This window comes from Streptomyces sp. NBC_01288, assembly GCF_035982055.1.
GTDB lineage: Bacteria > Actinomycetota > Actinomycetes > Streptomycetales > Streptomycetaceae > Streptomyces.
Genome location: NZ_CP108427.1, coordinates 2,868,685 through 2,892,332, shown reverse-complemented (window position 1 = coordinate 2,892,332; position 23,648 = coordinate 2,868,685). Strand labels below are relative to the sequence as shown.

17 protein-coding genes are annotated in these 23,648 nt (G+C 69.2%); 8 read left to right on the top strand and 9 right to left on the bottom strand.

Annotated features, from left to right (window positions below; genetic code table 11):
- Window positions 1-31: 31 nt before the first annotated feature.
- Entirely contained in the window at window positions 32-991 is a 960-nt protein-coding gene (locus OG194_RS12315; protein WP_327400915.1) for a bifunctional riboflavin kinase/FAD synthetase, read from the top strand.
- Window positions 992-1,059: 68 nt separating this feature from the next.
- On the opposite strand, the gene OG194_RS12310 is transcribed toward OG194_RS12315, so the two are convergent.
- The 3 genes from OG194_RS12310 to eccE all read right to left on the bottom strand — a co-directional run bounded on the left by OG194_RS12310 (window position 1,060) and on the right by eccE (window position 6,718).
- Window positions 1,060-4,290 carry an SCO5717 family growth-regulating ATPase gene (locus tag OG194_RS12310; RefSeq protein ID WP_327400914.1) on the bottom strand — a complete coding sequence of 1,077 codons (3,231 nt, stop codon included), beginning with the start codon at window positions 4,288-4,290 and terminating at the stop codon, window positions 1,060-1,062.
- A gap of 380 nt (window positions 4,291-4,670) precedes the next feature.
- Window positions 4,671-5,387, bottom strand: a complete 717-nt coding sequence (locus tag OG194_RS12305) for a hypothetical protein (protein WP_327400913.1) — start codon at window positions 5,385-5,387, stop codon at window positions 4,671-4,673.
- Window positions 5,384-6,718, bottom strand: a complete 1,335-nt coding sequence (gene eccE / locus OG194_RS12300; RefSeq protein WP_327400912.1) for a type VII secretion protein EccE — start codon at window positions 6,716-6,718, stop codon at window positions 5,384-5,386. Before eccE ends, OG194_RS12305 begins: the two co-directional genes overlap by 4 nt.
- Before the next feature lie 198 nt (window positions 6,719-6,916).
- On the opposite strand from eccE, the gene eccB reads away from it, so the two are divergent.
- The 7 genes from eccB (at window position 6,917) to OG194_RS12265 (ending at window position 14,412) form a co-directional block, all read left to right on the top strand.
- Window positions 6,917-8,437, top strand: a complete 1,521-nt coding sequence (gene eccB / locus OG194_RS12295; protein WP_327400911.1) for a type VII secretion protein EccB — start codon at window positions 6,917-6,919, stop codon at window positions 8,435-8,437.
- A 12-nt stretch (window positions 8,438-8,449) separates the two neighbouring features.
- Entirely contained in the window at window positions 8,450-9,715 is a 1,266-nt protein-coding gene (gene mycP / locus OG194_RS12290) for a type VII secretion-associated serine protease mycosin (RefSeq protein WP_327400910.1), read from the top strand.
- A gap of 443 nt (window positions 9,716-10,158) precedes the next feature.
- Window positions 10,159-10,620 carry a hypothetical protein gene (locus OG194_RS12285; RefSeq protein WP_327400908.1) on the top strand — a complete coding sequence of 154 codons (462 nt, stop codon included), beginning with the start codon at window positions 10,159-10,161 and terminating at the stop codon, window positions 10,618-10,620.
- Complete coding sequence (locus OG194_RS12280; RefSeq protein ID WP_327400907.1) at window positions 10,620-12,314, top strand: WXG100 family type VII secretion target; 1,695 nt, start codon at window positions 10,620-10,622, stop codon at window positions 12,312-12,314. Before OG194_RS12285 ends, OG194_RS12280 begins: the two co-directional genes overlap by 1 nt.
- Window positions 12,315-12,410: 96 nt before the next feature.
- Window positions 12,411-13,607: a S8 family serine peptidase gene (locus OG194_RS12275; RefSeq protein WP_327400906.1), complete on the top strand. Its 1,197-nt coding sequence runs from the start codon at window positions 12,411-12,413 to the stop codon at window positions 13,605-13,607.
- A gap of 96 nt (window positions 13,608-13,703) precedes the next feature.
- Window positions 13,704-14,042: a WXG100 family type VII secretion target gene (locus OG194_RS12270; protein ID WP_019064778.1), complete on the top strand. Its 339-nt coding sequence runs from the start codon at window positions 13,704-13,706 to the stop codon at window positions 14,040-14,042.
- A gap of 64 nt (window positions 14,043-14,106) precedes the next feature.
- Complete coding sequence (locus OG194_RS12265) at window positions 14,107-14,412, top strand: WXG100 family type VII secretion target (RefSeq protein ID WP_327400905.1); 306 nt, start codon at window positions 14,107-14,109, stop codon at window positions 14,410-14,412.
- Window positions 14,413-14,840: 428 nt separating this feature from the next.
- Here OG194_RS12265 and OG194_RS12260 read toward each other — a convergent pair whose 3' ends face one another.
- From OG194_RS12260 to eccCa, 6 genes are all read right to left on the bottom strand, one after another.
- Entirely contained in the window at window positions 14,841-15,503 is a 663-nt protein-coding gene (locus OG194_RS12260; RefSeq protein ID WP_327400904.1) for a hypothetical protein, read from the bottom strand.
- The gene (locus tag OG194_RS12255; RefSeq protein WP_327400903.1) at window positions 15,503-17,680 is read right to left on the bottom strand and encodes a hypothetical protein; all 2,178 of its coding nucleotides are present in this window, start codon (window positions 17,678-17,680) and stop codon (window positions 15,503-15,505) included. Before OG194_RS12255 ends, OG194_RS12260 begins: the two co-directional genes overlap by 1 nt.
- Window positions 17,680-18,144: a hypothetical protein gene (locus tag OG194_RS12250; protein WP_327400902.1), complete on the bottom strand. Its 465-nt coding sequence runs from the start codon at window positions 18,142-18,144 to the stop codon at window positions 17,680-17,682. The genes OG194_RS12255 and OG194_RS12250 overlap by 1 nt, the downstream gene beginning before the upstream one ends.
- Window positions 18,145-18,483: 339 nt before the next feature.
- Complete coding sequence (locus OG194_RS12245) at window positions 18,484-18,915, bottom strand: hypothetical protein (protein ID WP_327400901.1); 432 nt, start codon at window positions 18,913-18,915, stop codon at window positions 18,484-18,486.
- Between the two features lie 140 nt (window positions 18,916-19,055).
- Window positions 19,056-19,217: a hypothetical protein gene (locus OG194_RS12240; protein ID WP_327400900.1), complete on the bottom strand. Its 162-nt coding sequence runs from the start codon at window positions 19,215-19,217 to the stop codon at window positions 19,056-19,058.
- Window positions 19,218-19,560: 343 nt separating this feature from the next.
- On the bottom strand, window positions 19,561-23,526 hold the full coding sequence (gene eccCa / locus OG194_RS12235) for a type VII secretion protein EccCa (protein ID WP_327400899.1): 3,966 nt from the start codon (window positions 23,524-23,526) through the stop codon (window positions 19,561-19,563).
- Window positions 23,527-23,648: the final 122 nt, after the last annotated feature.

The following is a 23,648-nucleotide window of genomic DNA, read 5'->3' as shown; positions in this document are numbered from 1 at the left end:
ACGGACACGGGTTCGATGAGGAGCGGTCACAGTGCAGCGCTGGCGTGGCTTGGAGGACATCCCTGAGGACTGGGGGCGCAGTGTCGTCACCATCGGTTCTTATGACGGGGTCCACCGCGGGCACCAGCTGATCATCCGGCATGCCGTGGAGCACGCCCGTGAGCTGGGCGTTCCCTCGGTCGTCGTCACCTTCGACCCGCACCCCAGCGAGGTCGTGCGCCCCGGCAGCCACCCCCCGCTGCTCGCCCCGCACCACCGCCGTGCCGAACTGATGGCCGAGCTGGGGGTGGACGCGGTGCTGATCCTGCCGTTCACCAAAGAGTTCTCGAAACTGTCCCCGGCCGAATTCGTGGTCAAGGTCCTGGTGGACAAACTGCACGCGAAGGCGGTCGTCGAGGGCCCCAACTTCCGCTTCGGCCACAAGGCCGCGGGCAATGTGGCCTTCCTGATCGAGCAGGGCAGGACATACGACTTCGAGGTAGAGGTGGTGGATCTTTACGTGAGCGGTGCGGCGGGCGGCGGTGAGCCCTTCTCCTCCACACTGACCAGGCGCCTGGTCGCCGAGGGCGACGTCGAGGGCGCCCGCGAGATTCTCGGCCGCCCGCACCGGGTGGAGGGCGTCGTCGTGCGCGGCGCCCAGCGAGGTCGCGAAATGGGCTTCCCGACGGCCAACGTCGAGACCCTGCCCCACACGGCGATCCCGGCGGACGGCGTCTACGCCGGTTACCTCCACGTCCAGGGCGAGGCCATGCCGGCCGCGATCTCGGTCGGCACGAACCCGCAGTTCGACGGCACCGAGCGCACGGTGGAGGCGTACGCGATCGACCGCGTCGGCCTCGACCTGTACGGCCTGCACGTCGCCGTCGACTTCCTCGCCTTCGTGCGCGGCCAGGCGAAGTTCGACTCGCTGGAGGGCCTGCTGGAGCAGATCGCGCAGGACGTGAAGCGCTGCCGGGAGCTGATCTCGGCGGACACGGGCGACGCCGGATAGCTGTTCTCATTTCTACGACACCGAAGGGCGGCCGGTACCCACGGGTACCGGCCGCCCTTCGTGTGCGCCTACTGCTGCGGGGGTGCGGGAGGCGGCGGGGGCGGAGCCTGGTCGCCGTCCTGCTGAGGAGCCTGCGGGGGTTGGCCGTAGCCCGGGTGCTGCGGGTACGGCGGCGGGGGCTGCTGACCCGGGTGCTGGGGATACGGCGGGGCCGGCTGCTGCGCCGGGGGCTGACCCTGCTGGGGGTAGGGCTGCTGGCCGTACAGCTCCTGACCGGGGTGCGGCGGTTGCGGCTGCGGTTGGTGCTGTTGCTGCTGCTGGGGGTAGTGACCCGGCTGGCCGGGAGCCTGCTGGCCCGGGTACGGCTGCTGGCCCGGATAGCCCGGCTGTCCCTGTTGCCCGGGCTGGCCCTGCTGGCCCGGGTACCCCGGGTATCCCTGCTGGCCCGGCATCGGCGGGGCCAGTACCGGGGGCGGGTTGCCGTCGCTCGTCCACAGGCCGTGCATCTGCTGGTGGCGGACGAAGTCCTCGGCGACCAGGGCCGCGAGGTTGAAGTACGACTCCCGGACCTTCGGCCGCATCATGTCGAGGTCGACCTCCGCACCGGCGGCGAGATGCTCGTCGAACGGCACGACGACGACACCCCGGCAGCGCGTCTCGAAGTGGCTGACGATGTCCTCCACCTTGATCGTCTTGCCGGTCTCGCGGACACCGGAGATGACGGTGAGCGAGCGTGAGACCAGGTCGGCGTAGCCGTGCGCCGACAGCCAGTCCAGCGTCGTACTCGCGCTGCTCGCACCGTCCACGGACGGCGTCGAGATGATGATGAGCTGGTCGGCGAGGTCGAGCACACCGCGCATCGCGCTGTAGAGCAGACCGGTGCCGGAGTCGGTGAGGATGATCGGGTACTGCTTGCCCAGCACGTCGAGCACGCGCCGGTAGTCCTCGTCGTTGAAGGTGGTGGAGACGGCCGGGTCGACGTCGTTGGCGATGATCTCCAGGCCGGAGGCCGCCTGGGAGGTGAACCGGCGGATGTCCATGTACGAGTTGAGGTACGGGATCGCCTGGACCAGGTCGCGGATGGTGGCGCCGGTCTCGCGGCGCACACGGCGGCCGAGGGTGCCGGCGTCCGGGTTGGCGTCGATCGCGAGGATCTTGTCCTGGCGCTCGGTGGCGAGCGTGGAGCCGAGTGCGGTGGTGGTCGTGGTCTTGCCGACACCGCCCTTGAGGCTGATCACCGCGATCCGGTAGCACGACAGCACCGGCGTACGGATCAGCTCCAACTTCCGCTGCCGCTCGGCCTCTTCCTTCTTCCCGCCGAGCTTGAACCGCGAGGGCGCGGCACCGGGCCGACCGCTCTTCGCCTTCTGCTTCTTGTTGCTGAGCAGCCGGTCCGACGACAGTTCCACGGCAGCGGTGTAACCGAGCGGCGCGGCACCGGGGTTGGTCGGCTGCCGCTGGTCGTGCTGGATGGGCTGGGGCCAGGCGGCGCCGGTGCGGGGGTCCACCGGGGGTTGGGCTTGGGGCTGCGCCTGCGGCTGGGGTGCGTGCGGGGGTTGCGGTCCGTCGGGCTGGGGCTGCTGCTGCGCGGGAGCCGGGGGCGCAGGGGGGAAGCCGTAGCCGCTCTGAGGGTTGGGCGGGCCCGGTTGTGCGGGTGCCGGAGGGAAGCCGTAACTGCCCTGCTGTTCCGGCGCGTTGGGGGCGGGCGTGCCCTGCTGTGCCGGTCCCTGCGGGAAGCCGTAGCTGCCCTGTTGGTTCGGGGGTGCCGGGGTGGGCGGGGCCTGCTGCGCGGGCGGGAGCGGGAAGCCGTAGCCGCCGCCTTGCTGGTTCGGCGCGGCGGGGGTGGGCGGGCCCGGTTGCGGGGGTGCAGGGGGGAAGCCGTAACTGCCCTGCTGGTCCGGCGCGTTGGGGGTGTGGGGGGCGGGCTGGGTCTGCGGTGCCGGTGAGGGCGGGAAGCCGTAGCCACTCTGCTGGTTCGGCGCGGGGGCCGGGGCCGGGGGCGTGGTGGGCGGGAAGCCGTAACCGGTGGGGCCCGCCACGGGCGTGGGCGCCGGGCCCTGCGGGGTCGGTGCCGGTGGTGCGTCCCAGGCCGCCGGTGCCGGCCGCGGGGGGTGCGGCTGGAACGGGGGCTGCTGCTGGGGCGGCGACGGCGGCTGGGCCGGAGCCGCGACGGGCTGCTGTGGCGCGGGCGGTTGGGGCGCGGCGGGGTCCGCCGGCTGCTGCTGAGCCTGGGGGTGGGGCTGCGCGGGCCACTGGTCGGCCGGGGCCGGGGCGGCGGGTTGGTAGGACGGCGGCAACGGCGGGACGCCACTCTGCGGGGCCGGCGGGGGAGCCCAGGCGGGAGGGGCTTCCTGTACGTCGGCCGGTACGTCGCCGGTGGCACCCGTGGCCGGGTCGGCGGCCTGGGGGGCGTCGGCCTCGGGCGTGGGCGGTGTGGCTGGCGTGGCCGGGGCAGCCGGTGTGGTGTCGATGTTGCTCGGCTCGTCCTCCGGGGCACCGGCCGGGTCTGCGTCGGGGTGTGCCACGGAGGCGGCTGAGGCGTCGTCGGCGTTCTCGTCGTCGGCGGTGTCCGTGTCGGTGGCCGCGCCGTCCTCGTCCTGAGCGGTCACCTCGGCGGCGTCGGTGTCCTCGTTGCCCTCGGCGTCACCGTCGTTCGTCGGCACCTCGCCTTCGAACTCCCGCTCCCCGGAACCCGGTTCCACGTCACCGGCGACGTCACCGGCAGCGGCGTCCGAGACTTCGGCGCCTTCCGCGGGACCTTCGTCGGCCGCAGGAACCTCGGCCGGAGCCGCGGTCGGAGCCACAGGGGTCTCCGCGTCGCCCCGCTCAGGACTGGCCTGTGCCGACGCGGCGTCCGCCCCGACATCACCCCGCTCCGTGATCTCCCGCTTCAACGCGGCGGACGAGATCCGCATCGTCGCGCCGCTCACGAGGTCGCCGCTCTCGGGGTCCTCCTCGGGAACCGCGGGCGCCTGCTGGACCGCAGGCGGCGGAACCGCGGCCGCGGGCGCCCAGCCGGTCTGGAAGCCGGAGTTGTCCGGCGGTGCCGGCACCGGGAACGCGGGGCCGACCGGGGGCGCCGAAGGCGGAGGCGGCATAGCCGTTCCGCTCGCCGGGGTCGGGGGCGGCGAGGCCTGCGCGGACGCGCCCGACGCGCCGGACGAGTTCTGCGTGTACCAGGCCGGCGGCGCGTAGTCGATCGTGAACTCGCCCGTCATCTCGATGGCGGACTCGTCGTCGGGCTGGTCATCGCCGGGCGTGGCCCAGCCCCCGCGGATCCCGTCCCGATCGCTGCTCACAATTCCTCCTGGTGTGGTCGAGCACCCTCATGTCGTGCTGGGGCGACCGCTCGTGTCGTACGGGCCCGGTCCGTCGAAAGCGTCGGGAACGGTCGGTCGGCGGCCCGAATCGATCGGATCCGCCCGGCCCGTCCCCCGAAGCGCTGTCGGCCCGGCCGCGGGCCCTGACGCGGCGCCCGGTCCCAGCCTAATCACCACAAGCAACCTCACGGCAGGCCCGCCCACCTCTCCGCGTCCGTCCAACGCGCCACATGACGCCCTGAACCGGCACACGTGCCCACCAACTCCTCGCGCAAAACGGGTGGTAGTGGAACGCATCCCCTACGGGAGAAGCGGCGAAAGGGTCTCAATCGGTCAATGTCGGTCGGTGGTCCGTCGGTTCAGTCCATCCGGCGTGGTGTACCCAACAATCCGATCTCGGCGTCCGTGGGCTGTGTCATCACATACTGCCGGTCGCGGTCGCCGCACCAGAGCGTGACGCCGTCGGGGAGCGTGGGCAGGGAATCGACGTCGGCCCGGGGGAGCGCCATGGCCCGGCCCAGCTCCGCCGCCTCGTCCGGCGAGATCCGCTGCACTCCGACGAGCCGCGCCTGCCGTATGAGCCGAGGGGCGACAGGACTGAGATACGGCAGCAGGGTCAGCACCGACTGCCAGGGCCCGGACACGACCCGCCCGCGCGGCGGACGCATGCCGCAGTCCCGCACCACGAGCACGGGTGTGCCCGCCGAGGCCCCCTGTGGCTGGACACGGCCCACGTCGTACACCGCCAGGCCGTTCTGTCCGCCGCCCATGGCGTGGACCATCTGCATCCAGGCCTGCGGCCGGCCGGTCTCCACGGCGACGCGCGCCCCGGTCGCCGCCGCTCTGAGGGCGATGACCTGTGCGGTCCACAGACCGCCGATGAGGACGACGTCGTACGGAGTGGGCCGGTTGAGGCCCAGCACCGCGGGCTGGCCCTCCGCGTCGACGCCGATCACCACGCCGTCGTCCCCGATGGGCAGCGCGAGCGCGTCCACCTGCTCGGGGGAGAGCACATGCCGTGGGTGCCGCGGGCCGATCAGGCCGAAGCCGCTGCGCAGCATCGTCATCGCGGTCATCGGGCACCTCCGAGGGGCAGCGTGGCGAGCACACCCGGGAGCTGCTCGCGGTCGAGGCGGGCCAGTGCCAGGCCCGTGTGCCGTGCCGCGCCCTCCAACGCGCGCCGCGCCGCGACCAGTTCGTCGTCACTGCGGCCCGTCACCCGCAGGTGCCCGCACATCGACACCTCCTGGCGCTCCCCGCGCGCGAGCGTGAGGCTGAACGTCGTGGCGAGCGCCGGGGTGGCCGTGAGCAGGGCGATCAGCTGCGGCAACGACGGTCCGCGACCGCCCAGTTGGGGCCAGCGGCGGATCCAGTACGTCGTATGTCTGCGGTTGTCGCAGCGCCAGCTCCGGCTGGACTCCTCGGTCCGGCGCTCCCGCGCTTCGGTCCGTCCGGCCTCCGCCGTCACCAGGGGGTTCGCGCATGCGGAGGTGGCGAGGGCCGCGGTCAGCTCCTCCTCGTTCAGGATCGTCGTGCGGAATCCGGCACCGGTGAGGCGGCTCGCGAGATGGTCGGCGACGCGCACGACGCACTTCTGCGCTCCGGTGAGCCCTCCGCCCCGGGCGGCCACGGCCTCCAGGCACTGCTCGGGGTCGAGCTTCAACGCGATCCAGGTGATGCGCACCGCCGGGGCGCCGGTCTGCTCCTGCAACGGCGCGTAGTTGGTGACGGCCACCGAGTGCTGGGGCAGGTGCAGCGCGGGCGCGGGCTGGGTGTGCAGCACGAGCTGCGCCGACTCCAGCCGGATACCGTCCACTTCGAGCGCGTCCCGCACCAGCGAGAGCGGCAGCGGATGCCGGTTCCGGTCGGCCCGCAGCGCGGTGACATCGGCCTCGACCTGTACGACGGCGGTCACGAAGGTGCCGTCCCCGATCAGCCCGATCGGACGCCGGTCCCGGCCGCCGTACGAGTAGGTCCGCAGGGTCGGGTCGCACTCGACGGCCGGTGCGAGACCGGGCTCCGTGCCCGGCGGTGTCTCCGTGTTCGCGGCGCTCTTCCGGCGTGCCTTCAACGCCCGCGCGGTACCCAGCCATTCGGGCAGGGAACGGCCGCGCCGGCGGACGAAGGCCAGCAGCACGAGCGCCACGGCGACGACGCCCGCCGGCACCAGCGCCATGGGGTCGATCGCCCAGCCGACGAGGAGGACGGCAGCCGCGATCTCCAGCAGGACGAGCCGTTGCAACCGGAATGCCCCGCCCTGTCCGCGGCGCGTCCTGAGATGAAGTCCGCCCGCTCCCGGGGGCGATGCGCCCGCCGCGGACGGCGACTGCGCGGACCCCGGCCCGGGCGTTGCGGAGCCCCTCGTCCGCGACCGGTCACGAGACCGCGTCCGCGTTCCGGAAGCCATCACTCCATCCCCCCGTTTTGCTCACAACTCACTGCTGTTTCAGCACCACATAGGGCCCCTGAAGGTCCAGGTACCCTACCCGCTCCCCACGTCCCCGCGGATACCAGGCATAGTAGGTGCCCGGTCTGACATCGATGGGCGGGGGACGGTGAACCCCCGAGCGCCGGCCAGGCGGAACACGGGGAGAGACAGACACAGATGGCATCTCGGCGGGACCAGCTCAACGCCTACACCTTCGCGAAGCGGCGCATGCTGGCGTCCTTCGTGCAGTCCTCCCCGGACGGTTCGGAGGAGGGGGCGCCGCGGCCGCTGCGCGGAGTGGTGCCCGGCGTCATCGTGGGCGTGGTCGTCATGGCGGTCTTCGGCGCCTGGGGCATGTTCAAACCGACCGCGCCGCAGGGCTGGGCCACCCCCAAGTCGAAGGTGATCGTCGCCAGCAAGTCGACCACCCGCTACGTCGTCCTGACGACCGACGGCAAGGCCCAGCTGCACCCCGTCCTCAACATGGCGTCCGCGAAGCTGCTCCTCAACGCCGGCCAGGGCGAGGTTGTCACCGTCGACGAGTCGGTCCTCGACGGCGGCAAGATCCCGCACGGCGTCACCGTGGGCATCCCGTACGCCCCCGACCGGCTTCCCTCGGCGAGCGAGGCGGGCGCCGAGAAGCGCTGGGCGGTGTGCGAGCGCCCGAGCGCGGGCGGCGGTTCCATCCAGAAGGCGGCGCTGGTCCTCGCCGAGCGCGACATGAAGAAGACCGAGGGCAAGCAGCGGTTGCGCGGCGGAGAACTGCTCTACGTGGTGGACCCGGACAAGAACCGCTACGTGGTGGACGCGAGCGGCACGGCGTACCGCGTGGACAAGAGCGACGAGCTGCTGCTGCGCGCCGTCGTCGGCTCCGGCCGCGAGCCCGAGCGCGTCTCCCCGGAGTGGCTGGCCACCCTGCACCAGGGCGACCCGATCACCTTCCCGTCCATCGGCTCCACACCCGGTACGGCCGCCGGTGCCCCGGGCGAGCTGGACGCGTCGGCCAACAGGGCGGGCATGGTGCTCAAGGCGTCCGACGCCAGCGGTGAGCACTACTACGTAGTGCTTCCTGGCCGGGTCGCGCAGGTCTCCGCCTTCGTCGCCCAACTCCTGCTGTCCAGCAAGGATCTGGCCCCCCTCGGCCAGGCCGGTCACGCCACCGCGGTGAGCCCGGGCGCGATCACCCCGGAGGGCACCTTCGGCGCCGAGCACCGCTGGCCCACCAAGGAACCCACGGCCGTCAACGAGGCCTCGGACACGTCCGGCAGCCGCAGCACGATCTGCAACGTCCTACAGAAGGTGGACGGCAAGGGCGCCACCACCCTGACGACCTGGGCGGGCACCGACTTCCCGGCCCCGCTCCCCACCGACTCCACCAGCGCCTACGTCACCCCCGGCTCCGGCCAGCTCTTCCGCCAGTTCCAGGGCGAGGAGACCAAGGCAGGCCCCGTCTTCCTGGTCACCGACACGGGCCTGCGTTACGTCCTGCAGTCCAACGCCGACAGCGCCACGAACGACGCGGGCATCGGTACGACGGCCAAGGAACGCCAGCAGGAGCAGCAAGAGGCCGAGCAGGCCCAGATCCGCCTCGGCTACGCCGACGTCGACCCGGCGCCGATCCCCGCCTCCTGGTCCGAGTTCCTGCCCACGGGTCCCCGCCTGTCGACGGCGGCGGCACGTCAACCGCAGGGTTCGTAGGGGGAGTTGGGCATGTCGTACGCACCTTCCTCCCGCCTCCTCCGTGCCACGGCGGCGATGGCCGCAGCGGCCGCGACCCTGGCCGTGTCCACCGTCGTGCTCGCGCCCCCCGCGGCGGCGGACGACGGCTTCTCGGACCAGTGCACGTTCCCCAACAAGGTGTACCCGGGCCGCCCTTGGGCCCTGCAACGCGTCCTCCTCGACGAGTTGTGGAGCCAGTCCAAGGGCAAGGGCGTACGGGTGGCGGTGATCGACACCGGCGTGGACGTGAAGAACCCGCAGCTCACCCATGCGGTGGACGTGAAGAGCGGCCGTAACCTCATGCCCAGGAACCTCAAGGACAGCAACGGCGACAAGATCGCGCGGGGCAGCGAGAACGGCACGACCGACACCGTGGGACACGGCACCAAGGTGGCCGGCATCATCGCGGCCCGCCCGATCGGCGGCACCGGCTTCGTGGGCCTGGCCCCCGAGGCGACCATCATCCCGATCGAGCAGAACGACGCGGACGGCCACGGCACGGCGCAGACTCTCGCTGCGGCGGTCACCTACGCGATCCAGGCCAAGGCCGACGTCATCAACATCTCGCAGGACACGTCGAACGCGGTGAAGCCGGACCCCTCCCTGGAGTCGGCGATCGACACGGCCCTGTCGAAGAAGATCGTGGTCGTGGCGTCGGCGGGCAACGGCGGCCAGGGCGGCAACGTCAAGAAGACGTACCCGGCGTCCTTCCCGGGCGTCCTCGCCGTCGCGGCCTCCGACCGCAACAACGAACGCGCGTCCTTCTCCCAGTCCGGCGACTTCGTCGGCGTCGCGGCACCCGGCGTCGACATGATCTCCACCGTCCCCAAGGGCGGTCACTGCTCCGACAACGGTACGAGTTTCTCGGCGCCGTACGTCGCCGGCGTCGCCGCGCTGATCAAGGCGAAGCATCCGGACTGGACCGCCCGCGAGGTCGTCGCCCAGATCGAGCAGACCGCCGAGCGCACCATCGCCGGCCACGACCGCCTCGTCGGCTGGGGCGTCGTCGACCCGGTCCGCGCGCTCACCGAGGACGACCACCCGATCGAGTCCCCCGACCCCCAGGACGGTCTCACCAAGGCCCAGGCCCCGTCCCCCGCGAAGCTCCAACTCGGCGAGACCGCCGACGAACACGACGCCCGCCTCGCGACCTACGTCGCCCTGGGCGCGGCCGTGCTGGTGGCGGGACTCGGCGGTACGGCGGTGGCGACCCGGGACGCGCGCAAGCGGGCGCGGAAGGTCGCGGGGCTGGACTGACGCCCGGCGGACCCGCGGGTGGCGCCGTTACACCCTCCCTCTGTCTGTCAAGAGGCCGCGACCTGCGAAGGAGCAGTCCCACGGCGGGAGTTGACGGAACCGGACGACGCCATTCGCAATGGCCACGCAGCAACGACGGCTTCGCGCCACCCCTCCACCCACCCTGACGCTCACTCACAACTGCGCGACTACGACGACTGAGTAGCCGTACTCAGGCCACCGATCCGCAGGTCACGTAGCGTCAGGGGGCCGCAGTTGCCCAGGTGGACGCGAATGCGGGCCGTGAAGGAGAGGTGAAGCTTGGTCGAGTGGTAGCACAGCTGTCGCATAAGGCAGTTGGGACTGTCACAGGAAGCGACTAGAGTGATTGCGTTGCGGAGAGGAACGCTCAAGGGGTGCGGTCGCCCGGGGGCGGGCGACGAAAACGGGGAGGGGAAGGCATCATGCCTCCTGTTGACGGTGGAGGGGGCTTCAGGGCAAGCCTGGAAGCGCTCGGAACGTTCAAGAAGCGTGTGGACGGGGTGCTTTCGACCTTCGAGAGCTCACCGGGCAGCGCGCACAAGGTCGGGGCGCACGAGCTCACCCAGGCATCCTTCGGCGGTGCCGGGAGTTTCGGCGAGGCCAAGGGTCTGCACGCACAGTACGAGCGGGTCCACGAGCGTCTCACCGCGCTTTCCAAGAACCTGGGCCTCCAGATCGAGGCGCTCCAGATCGCTGTGAGCGCCGCGCACAACAACTTCCACAACGTGGACGAGGACCAGCGGCGCCGATTCTGGGAGATCCAGACGCAGGTCAGTCGTGAGCACGCCCAGGCGCTGCAGGAGCAGCAGGCCGCGGAGGCCGCGAAGAACGGCAAGCCCGAGCAGGGGCGTTCCGACGACAAGCAGTCCAAGGCCGGGTACTGATGGGTGACGAGCAGAAGCAGCCGAATCCGCACGAGGCGGAACTGACGCAGGTGGCCCAGCAGGTCGGCGTCATCGATGCGGCCAACATCGCGTCGAATGCGATGAACGGCATATTCGGTGGCCATGTCCGTTTCTTCGGCAAGACCGACTTCGAGAACCACCGCCTCAACGACATGATCGACATGGTCGAGACCGCGAGTCCGGAGCACCTGGAGACTGCGGGCAAGGCCCTATGGGACGCTCGCGATGCCATCAGTGACGCGGCCGAAGAGCTCAGCGGCCATATCGGCAACGTCGATTGGGAGGGCGACTCCGGTCAGGCCTTCCGTGACTGGGGCAACGACCTCGTCACCTACGCCGTCAACCTCGCGTCCTTCGCGGAGGTCGCCGGGACCCAGATCTCGGCCGCCGCCATGGGCCTGGCTTCCGTCCGTAGCGCCATGCCACCGCGCGACACCCGGCTCGACTCCCAGACGCCCGCAGAGATTCCGATGCCTGCGCGCGTCGCGGGCAACAAGCAGTACGCCGCTGCGGTCAACGTCGAGAAGGACCGCCAAGAGGCGATCAACCAGATGAATCGGTTGTCGTCCTTCTACTCGGTGTCGGAGGAGGCACTGGCGGCACAGGAACCGCCTACGTTTTTGCAGGCTATGCCGGATGTGGGGGTGCCCAAGCCGCAGCCGACGTCTAAGGATCCGTGGCTTGACCCCGGCAAAACGCAAGAAAGCCAGAGCCTTGGCGGTACTCAGGATCTTACGACTCACCATCACGCTTCGAGCGTGGTGACTAACCATCCGACTTCGGTCGACACCACTCCGACGGTCAGGCACGTGGATGACTCACGTACCCACCCGGACGTGAATGTCGGTACGAAGATCGACGGTGTGGGCACCCTGCCGTCCCAGGAGATCACGAAGCCGGCGACCAACCTGCCTCCGTCGATGCCCGCTTCGGGCGGAGGTAACGGCGGGACGATTCCGCCTTTGGTCTCGGGCGCGGTTCCTCCTGCTTTCGGCACCTCGACGGGACGCACCTCGGGATTCGGCGGAGCGACCGGGAGCAGATCCCCGATTTCGGCGCAGGGACGTGCGGTCAACCCCGGTGGCGTGACCGGCGGGCGTGGCAACACAGGCCCGATGGGGCGTGCCGCCGCAACAGGGCAGTCGGGCATCCGGAGTGGTGAAACAGCGGCAGGCAGATCACCCCTCGGTCGGGCCATCTCCGGCGGAACGCCTCGCCCGGTCGGCGGGCCGACGGGAGGCCAGGCCGGCGGGCCGACTTCCACAGGGGCGGCACGTGGCAACGGCGTCGTCGGAGGAAAGCCCACCACAGGCGCTGCCTCGGGAGTGAGCGGCCCCAGGGTGCCTCGCGGCACGGTCGTCGGTGCCGAGGGTAACTCCAACTCCCGTACGCCTGCGGGCAAGATCGGCCAGCGCGGGGTGATCGGGGCGCCGAAATCCGCCCCGGGCGCGCGCCCGGGACAGTCTGGTCGACCCGTCGTGGGCAACTCCGACGGTGTGGTCGGCACTCCCAGGAGCCGACCTTCCAATGTCAGGGGCGCCGACGGCACCGGAGGCGCACCGGGGGTAGCGAAAGGGTCGGCGGGAAGTCGACGCAGTACGAACCGAGAAGACCGCGAGGGCGAGCGCGAGCAAGATGCGCAGCGGCGCAACACGCCGCCCGTGACCGACTGACCACGAGCGAGGATCAGCAGAAGCATGACAGGGACCAGCCCGCGTGGCAGATCGACCGCGTTCCTCCGAGGACGTGCCGGAAGACGAGTGTCGGCCGTGTGTGCCGCACTTGGCGCTTTCGCCATTGTGTCTTCGGGGCTGGCTCCGAGCGCGGTTGCCGCCGATGTCCAGTCGAAGCAGTGGTACCTGGACATTATGGACGCGAAGGGGATGTGGAAGGTAAGCACCGGCAAAGGCGTCAAGGTTGCCGTGCTGGACACTGGTGTAAACCCGGACACTCCATCCCTCAAGGGCCAGGTGCTCGTGGACGGGGTGCATCAGGCCGTCTCGTACAACGCCACCAACGACTATCTGGGCCACGGGACCACCATGGCGGAGATGATTGCCGGCACTGGCGCCGGAGGCGGTCTGCAGGGCCTGGCCCCCGGTGCGAAGGTCGTGCCTTACCGGGTGCTGACCAAGGGCGTGAAGAACAAGACCGACGTAAAGAAGACGCCTTCGACCGCCGATGCGATCAAGGCTGCAGCGGACAGCGATGCCCAGATCATCAGCATGTCGTTCGGCGGCGACATCCTTGACCCGGACGAGGCCAAGGCCGTTAAGTACGCCCAATCCAAGGGCAAGTTGATGTTCGCCGCTACGGGAAACGATGCTGAGACCAAGAACTTCATCGGCTACCCCGCCGCAGACCCGTACGTCGTCGGCGTAGCCGCAGCCGACAAGGACGGCAAGGTGGCCGACTTCTCGGAGCACGGCAACTACGTCGATCTGGCGGCCCCGGGTCGCAACGTTCCGGTGTGGTGCGACGCGACATTCAAGTCGTACTGCGTCAGCGGTGGTACCAGCGCAGCGACCGCCCTGACCTCTGCCTCCGCCGCCCTAATCTGGTCCGCGCACCCCAACTGGACGGCCAATCAAGTCCTGGCCACCCTCATCGACACCGCAGGCCGCGACTGGCCGAAGAACAAGCCGAGCAACTACCTCGGCTACGGCCTGATCCGCCCCCGCAAGGTGCTGGAGAACAGCAGCATCAACCCGGGTGCCGCCGGCACGGACCCGCTCAGCTTCGAGAACGGAACCGGCGTCACGGGCGCCTCGCCCTCCGCCTCCGCCTCCGCATCGACCTCGCCCAAAGCCCCCAACCCCACCTCGGGCGGCCAGACTTCAGCCGCAGCCTCGACCTCCGACTCGTCCGGCAACACCACACTGTGGATCGCACTCGGCGCCGCAGCGGCCGTAGTCGTGCTCGGCGGTGGAGCCTTCGCGGTGGCTCGTTCGCGGCGAGGCGCATGAGAGCTTGTACACCGGGCTCACCCGACCAACCAGCGCTTCACCACTCGGTGTTGCGTCCCAGAAACACCAACCTCTCTCGCGAAAGGGAGTGCCGAGATGGCTGACGGCCGCAAGCTTGATGACGCACATGTACAAAAGCTCCAGACGAACGTCATCGACAGGTACGACAACGTCAAGAAGCACCTGCAGAAGCTCCAGGGCTGCATCGACATGATCGAGGCGAACTGGACGGGCCACGGTGCCAACGCCTTCAAGACCAAGCAGCACGAGATCAACGACCACATGGTCGGGATCGGCCGCATGCTCGACGACTTCCTGAACGGAATTCACCTCACCAAGCAGGACAAGGACAAGTTGGAGGACGAACTCCACTCCACGATCTCCAGCATCGAAGTGGACGCCGGTGCGAAGACCTCGGCGCTCAACCTCTACTGACCGCCCCGAGCGTCGCACCCCGGACCGCGAGGTCCCTCTCACATCGTCAAGGAGATGAGGAATCATGACCGGCACGCCGCACATGCAGGATCTTGCCGTCAAGTACGGCACCCTGGACGCGCTCGCCACTGAACTCGGCAACCTGGCCAAGCAGTTGGAGAGCGACCTCACGGCGCTGAAGAAGGGCGTCCACGACGCGGCCGAGGGCTGGGCCGGTGACGCCTACGAGTCCTTCAACCGGAAGTCGAGGGAGTGGGACGGCCACACCTCCGCCATTCACCAGGCGTTGCTGTCCATCACGCAGAAGGTCCACCAGGCCGGCGGCGACTACCGCGGCGGCGACAAGAAGGCCGCCAGCTTCTTCGAGTAGGACAGGCTGACAACAGCAACACCGGGGTGGGCACGCACGGGAGGTGCCCACCCCGGTGTTTGCGTTCCGGGCTGAACTCACAGCTTGCCGAAAACCACGCCCCGCCAGGTCCAGCCCCACTTCAGGACGGTGTTCTGCAGGGGGTCGCGCAGTTCCGCGCTATCGAAACGGAATGTTTCCATCGCCCGCCGCCGTAACGGATGACGTATGGAACGTCGGGTTGATTGAGGCCGAGCAGAGCCATCCGCAACTCCTCGCCCGTAACCGACGAAAATCCGTCGGAAACCGCTACGACGTCGCACCGTCGCCGGGCCACGGCAACGCGAAGTGCGAGGGTATCGGCCGCATGACCAAGCTCATGCTCGCACCACCCACGGCTTCCGTAAGCCCGCCAACGAGCGTTACGCACACGAACCCGTCGTTTTTCATCAGTCGCTCCCGTAGCGGGGCAGTTCCTTGGGAAAGTCGCGGGGTTCCTTGCACTCGCCCAGCTTGTAGGTGTGTTGGGCGAGCTGATACGCGAAATCGGTCAGGGTCTGTCGTAGCGGAATGCTCTTGGTGTGGGCAGGATTGCTGATCCAGGTCTCACCGACCACTGCGTACGGTTGGGAGGAGTTGTACGAAGGGACGCTGCGCGGAGCACAGGGCACGTACACCGATGAAGTGTTTTCGCTGGAATCGATCTGGGCCAGGGCTTCTATCTTGCCCACGGAGACGCGGATGAGCTGATTCTGCTTCCCGGTACCTCGAAAGTGTTTGAGCCATTGATCACGGGATACCGGCTCGACCTGCGCCGTCCCGGACAGAATCGAATCGTTGCTGGTGGTCACATGGCACGAGAAAGTGAGATTGTACCCGGCACCCTGGCTGCCGAATCCGCTGTCGGCCGATCGGGCCTTTGGTAGCACTTGCTTGACCGTGTCCCGCTCAAGGGTGCCGTCGCACATTTTGTTCGGGAGTAGATAGAGGCCTTTGTTCAGGAAAGTCCAACCAGCGCCGCAGAACAGCCCGATAACCGACAGGATTAGGATGGCAGCTTTTACGCTTGGCCAGATGGGGGGTTGCGTTCTGCTCGTCTGCGACGTCTCCATCAGGGACGCTCCTTCGTGTTGCTCAGGTACTCACTACTGGCGTCCCATCCTTCGTTGACGGCGTTGCCGACGATATCGGCGGTGCCATCTTTGGGCAGGTCCGCATGGTGCCGAGCGAGTGCGTCGTCGGTTGACCACTGTGTTTGCTGGTTGACGGAGTCTCGCATGGCGTACAGGTCCTTGGCGCTCGCGTACAGCCCTTCATCCTTGGCTCCATGCATCTGCTGGCCTTCAAGAAGACGGTCAACGGCCCCACCCGCAACGGCTCCGGCTGCTCCGCCGACCACGGAACCCATGACCTCGCCGCCCAGATGCTCGGGGAGCTTGAGGCCCGTGAAAGCGATACTGACCCAACTCTTGGCGGCATTCCCCTTCTGGGTCAGAGCATTGTTGTAGTCCGCCTCGCCGTCGACGGCGGCCTTGACATCACCGTCTGCCACGGAATGCCCGACGATACCCTCGATGGTGCCCGCATTCTTGCCGATATCCGCGAGAACCTGATCGCGGGGGCCGTCGAACAAGGACGGGTCGGCAAGGTGTGATTCGAGCAGGCTGCCGGTGTAAATGCTTTCCCCGTAGATAATCCCGGCCCTGCCTGCAGGGTCCGTGGATGTCGCGGAAAGGAACCTCACCACGTCTGCGACGTGTTCCCCCTGGAAGGCGTCGGGCCATTCGCTGTTCGTAAGGAAAACAGCATTCGAGTGAGGACCGGCCAGGGCCTGGCTGATCTCCGGCATATAAGCAGCAGCCATGTCTCCGAAGCTCTCGCCCAGACCCCTGGCCACCAGGTCCGCACCCCCGCCAGGCTGCGCCACCGCCTCCACGATGTTCGCCATGATCTGTACTTGAGCCACGCTGTGTCCCGGTGCCTTGGTGGTGGTGTCACCGTCGGGAACTCCCGTGACGGCGGCTTCCAGGGCACGACCGAGGGACTCACCTCGGTCCGTGTAGCCGGTGGTGCCGAGCATGTGCTCCAGATCCGACTTGGACCCGAAGGCGTGCTCCGCCGCCTCGGGATTGTGGGAGAGTCCGTCGAACAGCCCCTTCAATGGGTCTCTGCCGTTCCCGTCGCCGAAGACGAGATCCACGGCGTCGTACCCCTTGACCCACAGGTCATGGGTGCCCGCGTCCCCTGCTGCCTTGTCCGCCTTGAACAGCTTCTCCCGGTAGTCGTCGAGGAACTCGGTGTCGTACTCGCCCTTGCCCATGAGGCTGCTGATGATCTGGGAGCCCAGGGCGCCGACGGGGTTGGGCGAGTCGGCGGCGCGGAAGTTCGTGTTGCGCTCGGCGACGAGGTCCTTCTTCCAGTCCCGCATGGCGTCTGAGTCAGAGAAGGATGCCGTGGCCAGAGTCAGGCTCAGGTTTGCCTGTAGGTCCTTCATGGTCGTGAGCTCCGAGCCCCTGGCACCAGCGTGGACGGAGGTCATCTCGGTCCAGAACTGGAGCGTCCCCTTGGCCCCCAGTCGGGTCGCGAACTGCTCAGCGAAGAGGGAGTCGCTGTGGTACTTCTCCATCGTGCGGTTGAAGGCTGCGATGTCGTCGAGGCTCATGTCGGCCGGGTCCTTGGCCATCTTCGCCAGTTTCTCCGCAGCCGCGACGGCGTTTGCCGCCTCATCCCGGTTCACGTAGGAGGCATCGGCGAAGCCGTACTCGGTCTCGTCGACAAGAAGCCTCAGAACCTTCGCGGCGCTCTGGTCGCTCTGTGTCGCCTTGGTCAGGATGCCTTGGATCTCGTCGCGGAAGTCGTCCACCGTTCCCTGATCCGTCACGCCGGTCTTTCCGCTGGGGTCGGACGCCCAGTCGGGCCGGGTGTTCCCGGCGACGGTGAACGTGCCGTCGCCGGTGTCGATCACGCTGAGGTTCTGCCGGGAGGCCCGCGTGATCGCGTCGTTCAACTGGGTACGGAAACCGATGAGTTCGCCACGAGTATCGGCGAGGATCTTCGTGATGGAGTCGGCCTGGGTATGGGCGTCGGCGAACTCGGCGGCAGTCTTGTCGACGAACTCGCGGGTGACAGTGGCGTTGACGCCGGACCAGTTGGCTTTGTCCGCCCTGCCCTTGAGGTTGCGCTCCGCGTCCCCCTTGAGGGTCGCGAGCTTTGTCGTCATCTGTTCCCAGTCGGTGATCGCCTCGCCGAGCTTCGAGAAGTTACCGAAGCGGAGAGCGTCGAGGTCCATCAGCGGTCCGTCCTGTGGTCGAAGCCTTTGTCCAACAGGGAGATGCTGCTGAGTGTGCCCGCGATGTAGCTTTCGTCGCCCGCGTGCTGGTTCTTGGTGAACCGCAGGTGGTTCGAGATGTGCGCGCAGGCGTCCAGCAGGGACTGCACCTGGTCGACCCAGCGCCCTGCGACATGATCGAGAGCCCCACCGAGCGCGAAGCCTTCGTCCTTGAGTCCGCCGGCGGCAGTCATGGAGGCGACACGGGCGTAGTCGCTGTACTGCCCGAAGTCGTCGAACAAGTCCTGTGCCGCCGAGCCGACCGCGGCCAGGTCCTTCTGGCTGACAGTGAGGTCGCCCCACGCGCTCTTACCCCCGCCCCCGCCCCCGCCGCCTCCCGAGGGCGCGAGCTGGTTGAGTCGCATGTGCGCCGACTGCTTCTGAGCCGCCTCGGACTTCAGCTGCTCCCACTCGTCCCACGCCATGCGCGGCCCCTCCCCGTTGGCCTGCTCCGCCCTCGTCCTGGCGAAGGCCGGCGAGCTACCTCGCGTGCTTCGACATGGCGGAACCGATCTCTCAATTTACCAATGGATCAGCTTCACTTGACCGATTCCAAACGGGAACGACCAACCTCCGCATCCCCTCCACAGGCCATTCGAGTCACTGCGGCGGAGGTGACCAGGAGCCTGGGCCTTCGAAACCACGGCCCCACGCGTGGCAGCACCGCAAGTCCCTGACACCGCGCAGGATCGCCCGGCTGCGGAATCGCGGCCGACGGCAACCGCGCGTTCACTCACAACCGCGCGTTCATCCGCAACCGCAGCTCAACTCGCCTGCTCGCACCCCTGCTTGGCCATCGCCTTCGGGAAGTAGGCGCCCAGGAACGAGCGCATCGCATCCCGCCGCTGCGAGGTCTTCGCGGGAACCTTCTCCTGGAGCTGCACCAACGTGACGAACTTGCGCCGGCTGCCTTCGTACGTGCACGCGGCCACCGCCAAGGCTCCGTTGTCCGCCACCCTTGCGCTGTCACCGATGTCGACGACGGACGCGGGGTTGCCGAGACGTACCAGGGCCCGGTCCTGGACCTTGATGGGGTCGGTCTCCGCGGGAACGACATCGCCCGACAGGTAGACGATCAGCTTGCCGTCCACCGACAGACGGCAACGCGGGCTCTCCTGCCCGGAGTTGTACGCGCGCTCGGTGAGCTTCTGCCCGTCCGGCAGGAAGGGGGACAGGAGATCCGAGTCGACGGCCACCCCACAGACCTTGTCCGGAACGGCGTAGGCGCGTGCGTCCAAGTCCGTGCAGCCAGCCGTAGCCAGGTTAAGGACAAGGACAAGGAGCGCCACCGCAGCAGTCGCGTGCCGCCGCACCGAAGGCCCCGATACACCCGTGGTCACTGATCGCCCGTCAGTCCTTGAGCCCGTGCGTTGCCGTCGAAAGCGGCACCGTTGATCTCGGACGTCAATGTGTACCTGTTGCTGTTTCCGTGGTTCGGATTGGCGTCGATCCACAGGCCGCTGAGTTTCTGCAACTGGTTCTCCCGCGCGGTGAACACCTCGCGGTTCCTCCCAGAGCTTGAACGCCCGGTCGCCGATCGCGTCCAGATCCTTGTGGTCGACGGTCAGATCACCCTGCGGTGTGCTGCCGCCGCCACCGTCCGTCGGAAGCTGATCGATCCGCATGCGCGCCGACCGCTTCTGCGCTGCCTGACTCTTCAGCTGTTCCCACTCGTCCCATGCCACGTGTGGCTGCCTTCCCCGTGCCCCTGTAGGCCCCCGCCCGTCGGACGGGACCAGTCCGTCAACCCACCCAACAGGCCGACCAAGAGCCTTGGTTCAAGGCGCCGGGACGGCCTTGGTCGGTTGCCGTCACGTCCGCGGCGCTCGTACCGCCCACCCTCAGTACTCCCCTTCGGGCATCAACCCCGTCTGCACCAAGGGCTTCCCCCGCTTCCGTGACACGAACACCCCGCGCCCCGCGGGCATCGGCCGCGGCCGCACCCCGCCCAGCACGTCGCCCTCGCCGGGGTCGCCCGCCAGGACGACGCCCTGGGCGCCCAGTTCCTGCATCCGCTGCATGAACGGCTCGTACGCGGCGCGTCCGGCGCCCGCCGTGGAGCGGGCGATGATGAAGCGGACGCCGACGTCACGGGCGAACGGCAGCATCTCCGTGAGGTTGCCCAGCGGGTTGCCGCTGGACGTGGAGACGAGGTCGTAGTCGTCCACGACGACGTACACCGTCGGGCCCTGCCACCAGCTCCGCTCGCGGAGTTGCCGGGCCGTGACGTCCGCGGTCGGGGTGCGGCGCTGCATCAGGTCCGCCAGGGCGACCATGTGATGGTCCATGGCGTTCGACATGGGGATGTACTCGGCGAGGTGCGAGGACGGCGTCGCGTCCAGCAGGGAGCGCCGGTTGTCGATGACGAAGAGCTTCGCCTCGTCGCCGGTGTACCGCTCCGTCACCTGCTTGATCAGCAGCCGCAGCAGGTTCGACTTGCCCGACTCGCTCTCGCCGAAGACGAGGAGGAACGGGTCCTGCTCGAAGTCGACGAAGACCGGCTCCAGGTTGTTCTCGTCGATGCCGAACGCGACCCCGCGCTGCGGCAGGCGGTCGCCCGGCGGAAGCTGCGCCGCGGCCAACTCGCGCGGCAGCAGCCGTACTTCGGGCGCACCCGGCGCCTCCCAGTGCCGGGACACCTCGGTCGCGAGCGCCTGGGTGGCGTCCGCCAGGTCGGTGTCCGAGACCAGGCCGTCGATGCGCGGCACCGCCCCCATGAAGTGCAGCCGCTGCGGCGACACACCGCGTCCGGGGACACCGGTCGGGACGTTCACCGCCACCTTCCGGTCGATCTCGGAGTCCATCGTGTCGCCGAGCCGCAGTTCGAGGCGGTTCATCAGGTGGTCCTTGAGGTTCGCGCGGACCTCCATCGACCGGGACGCGCTGAGCACCAGGTGGATGCCGAAGCCCAGGCCGCGCGCGGCGATGTCCAGCACCGCCGCCTCCAACCCCTCATAGTCCGCACGGAAGTTGCCCCACCCGTCGATGACGAGGAAGACATCGCCCCAGGGCTGGTCCGTGACCGAGATCTGGCCGCGCGCCCGGCGGGACCGGAACTCCGCGATCGACGGGATGCCCGCCGAGCGGAAGTACTCCTCGCGGCGCGTCATCACGCCGTACACCTCGGAGACCGTGCGCCGGACCTTCTCGGGGTCGAGGCGGGAGCCGATGCCGCCCACGTGCGGCAGGCCGGCCACCGAGGACAGACCGCCGCCGCCGAAGTCGAGGCCGTAGAACTGGACTTCGTGCGGGGTGTGGGTCAGGGCGAAGGCGCAGATCAGGGAGCGCAGGAGGGTGGACTTGCCGGACTGCGGGCCGCCGACGATCTGCATATGGCCGGCCGCGCCCGAGAAGTCGATCCACAGGTGGTCGCGGCGCTGCTCGTACGGCTTGTCGACGAGGCCGACCGGGACCACCAGCCGGCTCGCGCCCTCGTAGCCGGGCTGGGTGAGTCCGCGGCCCGGCACCGCCGTGAGGCCGGGCAGGAGTCCGTCCAGCGAGGGCGGGCTGTCGAGCGGCGGCAGCCACACCTGGTGGGCCGCCGGACCCTGCGCCTCAAGGCGGCGCACGATGACGTCGAGCACCGTGTCGGCGAGCGCGTCGTCGACGTCCGGGGACTCGCTGCGCTGCTGCGGAACCGCCGTGTAGTGCACCGGCACCTCGGCCGCCGTGAACAGCACCGGCCGCCGGTCGACCGGCAGTTGACCGGCACCGAACGACGCCTGCGGGGCGTCCGAGCGGTACGTACCGGACACGTAGGCGGCCTTGAACCGCACCATCTCGTCCGTGCCGTACTTCAGGAAGCCGGACCCGGGGACGTTCGGGAGTTCGTAGGCGTCCGGCACGCCCAGCGCGGCCCGCGACTCGGCCGCCGAGAAGGTGCGCAGACCGACGCGGTACGACAGATAGGTCTCCAGACCGCGCAGCCGGCCCTCCTCCAGGCGCTGCGAGGCCAGCAGCAGATGCACGCCGAGCGAGCGGCCGATCCGGCCGATCTGCACGAACATCTCGATGAAGTCCGGCTTGGCGGTGAGCAGTTCGCTGAACTCGTCGATCACCAGCACCAGGGAGGGGATCGGCTGGAGCGGGGCGCCCGCGGCGCGCGCCTTCTCGTAGTCGTGGATGTTGGCGTAGTTGCCCGCGTCGCGCAGGAGTTGCTGGCGGCGGTTGAGCTCGCCGCGGATGGAGTCGCCCATGCGGTCGACCAGCGTCAGATCGTCCGCGAGGTTGGTGATCACGGCCGCCACGTGCGGCATCTGCGCCATGCCGGCGAAGGTGGCGCCGCCCTTGAAGTCCGCGAGGACGAAGTTCAGGGTCTCCGAGGAGTGGGTGACCGCGAGGCCGAGGACCAGGGTGCGCAGCAGCTCGGACTTGCCGGAGCCGGTGGCGCCCACGCACAGTCCGTGCGGGCCCATGCCCTCCTGCGCGGCCTCCTTGAGGTCTAGCATCACGGGCCGGCCGTCCTCGCCGAGCCCGATCGGCACCCGCAGCCGCTCGGCCAGCGAACGCGTCCGCCAGGTGCGCTTGGTGTCCACGGAGGCCGCGTCACCGAGGTTCAGCAGATCGGTGAACTCCAGGTTGGCGAGCAGCGGTTGATCGTCGTCCCCACCGGACGCCATCCGCAGCGGCGCCAACTGCCGCGCGAGCGCCTCGGCGGACTCGTACGAGAGAGCGTCGGGCGTCCCCTCGTAGACGTCTCCGTGATCGGACTCCAGATGTACCGACGTCGGCTGTACGACGATGGAGAGCTCGCCGCGGGTCGCGGCCGGTTCGCCGGGGACGACGTCGACGAGCGTCACACCCTGGAGGCCCTCGGGGTTGGCGAGGACCGAGTCGGGGGGCAGCGAGACCCCGTCGAGGACGACGACGATGTGCGGCTCGTCCGGCAGCGGTGTCGCGTCGGGGTGGAAGCGCGGACGTCCGGTCAGCCGGGCGGAGATCAGGTTCTCCAGCTCGCGGATGTCGCTGTCGATCAGCCGGCGGCTGCCCGCGCCGTCCGTGGCGCCGGGCGCCTGCGCGTGCGGCAGCCACTTGGCCCACTCCCAGTGCGGCAGGGCCTCCCTGGCCGCCGCGACCACGATCACCAGGTCCTCGGGCGAGTGCAGCGCGGCCAGCGAACCGGCCAGCGCCCGGGCGGAGGACCGTACGGACCGCGCCTCGCCGCTGATGGTGAGGCAGGAGAAGGCGCGCAGGGACACCGCCATCGGCAGGTCGTCGAGGGTGCCGTGGACGGACAGGAAGCGCTGCATCGCGCCCGCCGTCAGCGGCTCCAGCTGATCCACCCCGCCGGTCTCGGGGGCGATGAGCGCGGTGGCCAGCGACTGCCGGCCCAGGCCGATGCGCACCTGGCCGAAGTCCTCGTCGCCCGGCCGCCGTTCCCACACCCGGCTGCCCTCGGCGACCAGCGCCCAGAGCTGCTCGGGGGAGGGGTGGAGGTAGTACTGCGCGTCGCGCTGCGCCCGCGCGGTGTCCAGGGCGGTCCGCCGGGTCTGCGCCAGGTAGCGGAGGTAGTCGGTGCGCAGATCCGCCAGCTGACCCTGGTTGCCGCGGCGGAAGCGGACCACCATCGCGATGGACATGGCCACCGTCGAGACGATCATCACCATGCCCATGATCTTCATGAACGGCTGTCCGCTCGTGAAGAAGAACACCACCGAGCCGCCCATGCCGAGCGTCGGCAGCAACTGCATCAGGACGCTCTCCTGATGCCCCCGGGGCAACTCCGGCGGAGGTTGCAGAACGATCTCGTCCGTGGGCACCTCGGACGGCAGCGCGCGCGGCGGGCGCTTGACGACGATGTGGCTCACTGCTCACCAATTCCCTTGCGCGGCCCCGGGACTACCGTCCGCCACCCCGTGTCAGGCGGACGCAGGCCGCCGCGCGATCCTACTGACTTCGCGCGGGACGGGTGAGCGGTAGGGTGCCGGAT